The sequence below is a fragment of the Streptomyces sp. URMC 126 genome (assembly GCF_051386555.1).
Lineage (GTDB): Bacteria > Actinomycetota > Actinomycetes > Streptomycetales > Streptomycetaceae > Streptomyces.
The window spans coordinates 1-4,183 of record NZ_JBPQTX010000457.1; the positions used below are offsets into that span (position 1 = coordinate 1).

The following is a 4,183-nucleotide window of genomic DNA, read 5'->3' on the forward strand; positions in this document are numbered from 1 at the left end:
GGGGAACGGCTCCGGCCGCTTCACCGATGCCGAGGACGCGGTCCTGACGATCGCCCCCACCGGCCCCGGCCGGGCGCCCGCTCCGGCGGGCCGGACGGGGTGTGGCGGACGGACGGCTACGGCATGCTGATCTCCGTCGAGGACGGGGGCCGCCGCCTCCGGACCTTCGACACCACGGCGGTGAGCTGCCTGCCCGGCCTGCTGGAGGCGAAGGGGAACGGCTCCGGCCGCTTCACCGATGCCGAGGACGCGGTCCTGACGATCGCCCCCACCGGCCCCGGCCGGGCGCGGCTGACCTACGACGGGAGCGTCGGCCACGTCTCCCTGCGCCGCGCCGGCGCGCTGCCCGCCGCCTGCACGGCCGGGCCGAAGCCGGGCGAGGGCGAGCGGCCGGACCCGCGCCGCGTCTTCGACGTCTTCTGGCGGACGTACGCCGAGAACTACCCGTTCTTCCGGGCCCGGGGGATCGACTGGAAGGCGGTGGGCGACCGCTTCCGCCCCCGCGTCACCGCGCACACCACGGACGACGAGCTGTTCGACGTCCTCCGACGCATGATCGAGCCGCTGCACGACGCGCACACCAGCATCGTGGCGAGCGAGGACAAGCGCTTCGGCGGCATCCGGGCGGACACGACCATGCCCACGCCGGAGTCCGTCGCCCGGACGGACAAGGCGGTCGCCGAGGCCGTCGGCGTGCCGCTGCGCACCTGGGGCCAGGGCGCGATCTCGTACGCCGACCTCCCCGACGGCACGGGGTACCTGCGGATCACCCGCTTCACCCGCTTCGCCGCGAAGGGCGGCCCGGCGGCGGACGAGGCCGAGCTGGAGCGGGCCCTGGACGACATCCTCACCCCGGCCCGCACCCGCGGCCCCCGCGCCCTGCGCGGTCTGATCGTGGACGTCCGCTTCAACGGCGGCGGCTCGGACCTGCTCGGCGTCCGCATCGCCGAGCGCCTCACTTCCCGCCCCTACGTGGCCTACCGGAAGCACGCCCGGAACGACCCGGAGAACCCCCGGAAGTTCACCCCGGCCATCCCCGTACGGGTCACCCCTTCCGGGTCCCCCCGCTACACCGGCCCCGTCGCGGTCCTCACCGGCCGCCTCACCGTCAGCGCCGGCGAAACCTTCACCCAGGCCATGACGGGCCGCTCCCCCGCCCCCGTCCGCATCGGCGAGAACACCCAGGGCGTCTTCTCCGACGTCCTGGAACGCAGGCTCCCGAACGGCTGGACGTTCGGGCTCCCGAACGAGGAGTTCATGCGTCCGGATGACCGGCGGACGTACGACGTGACGGGCGTTCCGCCGGACGTCCGCACGCCGGTCTTCACGGAGGAGGAGTTCGCGGCGCACCGGGACTCGGCGCTGACGCGGGCGCGGCAGCTGCTGGTGCGATAGGCCCCCGAGCGCGCCTGCGGCGCGCGTCCTCAAACGCCGGACAGGCTGTATCAGCCCGTCCGGCGTTTGAGGACAACCGCGCGGAGCGCGGTTTCAGGGGGGCTGGGGGGCTCGCCCCCCAGGAATCGGCGAAGGGGCGGGACCGGGGCACAGCCCGCCGCAGGCGCACCCCCGAAGGCACCCCCTAGTGCGGCGCCCCCCGCCACCCGGCAACCGGCAGAGCGAACTTCGCGACCAACCGGTCAGTGAACGAAGCATGATGCAGCCGCGCCAAGCGAACAGGCACGGCCCCCCGCCGCACCTCCACCCGGGCCCCGGCCGGCAGCTCCACACTCCGCCGCCCGTCACACCACAGCACCCCGTTGGGCGTCTGCGGCTGCACCTCCACCGCCAGCACCGAGTCCGGCGCGGTCACCAGCGGCTTGGCGAACAGCGCGTGCGCGCTGATCGGCACCATGAGCAGCGCCTCGACCTCGGGCCACACCACGGGCCCCCCGGCGGAGAAGGCATAAGCGGTGGACCCGGTAGGAGTGGCACACACCACCCCGTCCCCGCCGAACCGCGAGACGGGCCGCCCGTCGACCTCGGTGACGACCTCCAGCAGCCGCTCCCGCGCCGCCTTCTCCACGGACGCCTCGTTGAGCGCCCAGTCGGCGTGGACGACGTGCCCGTCCGTCCGGACCAGCACGTCGAGGGTCATCCGCTCCTCGACCTCGTACTCCCGCGTCACGACCCGGTCCACGACCTTGTCCAGGTCGTCCCGCTCGGCCTCCGCGAGGAAGCCGACCCGGCCCAGGTTGACGCCCAGCATGGGCACCCCGGAGCTGCGGGCGAACTCGGCGCCGCGCAGCAGCGTGCCGTCCCCGCCGAGGACGACGATCAGTTCACAGCCGTCCAGCACGTCCGGCCGGTCGGGCCCGGTCTCGACGCGCTCGACGGACGGGGGCAGCGGCAGGTCGGCGGCCTCCTCGGCGAGGACCCGCACCCCGATGCCGCAGCGCAGCAGCCCTTGGACGACGAGTTCGGCGCTGCGGATCGCCGCCGGGCGGCCGGTGTGCGCGAGCAGGAAGACCGTCCGGCCGCCCTCCCGCCCCGTCCCGGATGTCTCCGATGTCGCTTCTGTAGTGGTCACCGAGGCCCCTCCGCCACTGCACGGTCAACGTCCGCCGGGTCCAGTTCGGGCGCACCGGCGCGCAGCCACAGAAAGTACTCGACGTTGCCGGAGGGCCCGGGCAGCGGGCTGGCGGTGACGCCGAGGACGCCGAGGCCCAGTTCGGCCGCGCGGCGGGCGACTTCGCGCACCGCCTCGGCGCGCAGCTCGGGGCTGCGGACGACACCGCCGCTGCCGAGCCGCTCCTTGCCGACCTCGAACTGCGGCTTGACCATCATCACCAGGTCCGCGCCGGGCGCGGTGCAGCTCACCAGGGCGGGCAGGACCAGCCCCAGCGGAATGAACGACAGGTCGCCGACGACCAGGTCGACGAGGTCCCCGCCGAGCTGCTCCGGCGTCAGCTCCCGGACGTTGGTGCGGTCCATCACGGTGACCCGCTCGTCGCTCTGCAGCGACCAGGCGAGCTGCCCGTAGCCGACGTCCACGGCGACGACGTGCGCGGCGCCCGCGCGCAGCAGGACGTCGGTGAAGCCGCCGGTCGAGGCGCCGGCGTCGAGCGCGCGCCGCCCCTCGACCACCAGGCCGCGCGGGACGAAGGCGGCGAACGCGCCGGCGAGCTTGTGGCCGCCCCGGGACACGTAGTCGGGGTCGCTGTCGTCCTGGGTGACGACGAGCGCGGCGGCGGTCTCCACCTGGGTGGCGGGTTTGGTCGCCGTCGTGCCGCCGACGGTCACCCGGCCCGCGGCGATCAGCTGGCTCGCGTGCTCGCGGGAACGGGCCAGCTTGCGGCGCACCAGCTCGGCGTCGAGGCGGCGGCGGGTCACTCCCACGGGCGGTTCAGCTCCTGTTGTCGTACGGACGCGTGGGGACCGGCGGTCGGTCGGGGCGCTCGTCGAGGGCGGCGAGCGCGGACCGCAGGCCCTGGTGTACATCCTCGTACACGGCCAGGTGACCGTCGGCGGCGAGGTGGTCGGCGTCGGCCAGCCGGGCCAGGTGGGCGTCCACGCCGGGGTGCCCGGTGGGGGTGCGGTCGACGCCGAGCGGCCGCGGCCCGGCGGGCTCGACCGCCTCTCCGGCCTCCCCGGCTTCCCCGGCCACTCCGGCCTCCCCGTCCCCCGCAGCCTCCCCGGTCGTCACCTCGTCGGTCACCGTCACGGCCTCTTCGCTCATGCCCCCGACGCTACCCCGGCCCGGCCGCTTCTCCGGTCTTCGCCTCCGCGCGGTGTACCGTCCAGGGCAATGGCGACCATCGAGGAGTGCCGCAGCGCACTCGACAGACTGGCGGGGCAACTCGCGGGCGCGGACGAGAGACTCCGCGGCGCCGCGATGCTCGACCGTTCGCTGAGCTGCCACGTGACCGACCTGGACGTCACCTTCGTGGGGCACCTGCGCGAGGGCCACCTCAAGGAGGTGCGGGCGGTGCCCGGCGTCCCCGAGCGGCGGGCCGAGATCGGGCTGGAGATGACCGGCGACGACCTCGTCGCCCTGGTCGACGGCCGGCTGAATTTCGCGCGGGCTTGGGCGAGCGGCCGGGTGAAGCTCAAGGCCGGCCTGGTCGACGTCCTCAGGCTGCGCTCGGTCCTGTAGCCGCGGCCACGGCCTCGGAACCGGCCCCCGTACCGGCCTCCGTACCGGCCCCCGCGCCGGCCTCCGTGCCGGCCCCCGCCTCCGCCACGA

5 protein-coding genes are annotated in these 4,183 nt (G+C 74.9%); 2 read left to right on the top strand and 3 right to left on the bottom strand.

The annotated features are described in order from the left end of the window. Positions 1–123 precede the first annotated feature (123 nt). Positions 124–1,395, top strand: coding sequence for a S41 family peptidase (locus tag ACSNOK_RS31220; protein ID WP_436784162.1), 1,272 nt, complete (start codon positions 124–126; stop codon positions 1,393–1,395). A gap of 184 nt (positions 1,396–1,579) precedes the next feature. Here the strand turns inward: ACSNOK_RS31220 and ACSNOK_RS31225 are convergent, their stop codons facing one another. The 3 genes from ACSNOK_RS31225 to ACSNOK_RS31235 are packed head-to-tail and all read right to left on the bottom strand — an operon-like array spanning position 1,580 to position 3,676. Next, positions 1,580–2,527, bottom strand: a complete 948-nt coding sequence (locus tag ACSNOK_RS31225) for an NAD kinase (protein ID WP_436784163.1) — start codon at positions 2,525–2,527, stop codon at positions 1,580–1,582. Further along, on the bottom strand, positions 2,524–3,330 hold the full coding sequence (locus tag ACSNOK_RS31230) for a TlyA family RNA methyltransferase (RefSeq protein WP_436784166.1): 807 nt from the start codon (positions 3,328–3,330) through the stop codon (positions 2,524–2,526). Before ACSNOK_RS31230 ends, ACSNOK_RS31225 begins: the two co-directional genes overlap by 4 nt. Positions 3,331–3,343: 13 nt before the next feature. After that, positions 3,344–3,676: a hypothetical protein gene (locus ACSNOK_RS31235; protein WP_436784164.1), complete on the bottom strand. Its 333-nt coding sequence runs from the start codon at positions 3,674–3,676 to the stop codon at positions 3,344–3,346. A 69-nt stretch (positions 3,677–3,745) separates the two neighbouring features. Between ACSNOK_RS31235 and ACSNOK_RS31240 the strand changes: the two genes are divergently transcribed. Then, positions 3,746–4,093, top strand: coding sequence for a sterol-binding protein (locus tag ACSNOK_RS31240; protein WP_436784165.1), 348 nt, complete (start codon positions 3,746–3,748; stop codon positions 4,091–4,093). Positions 4,094–4,183 lie beyond the last annotated feature (90 nt).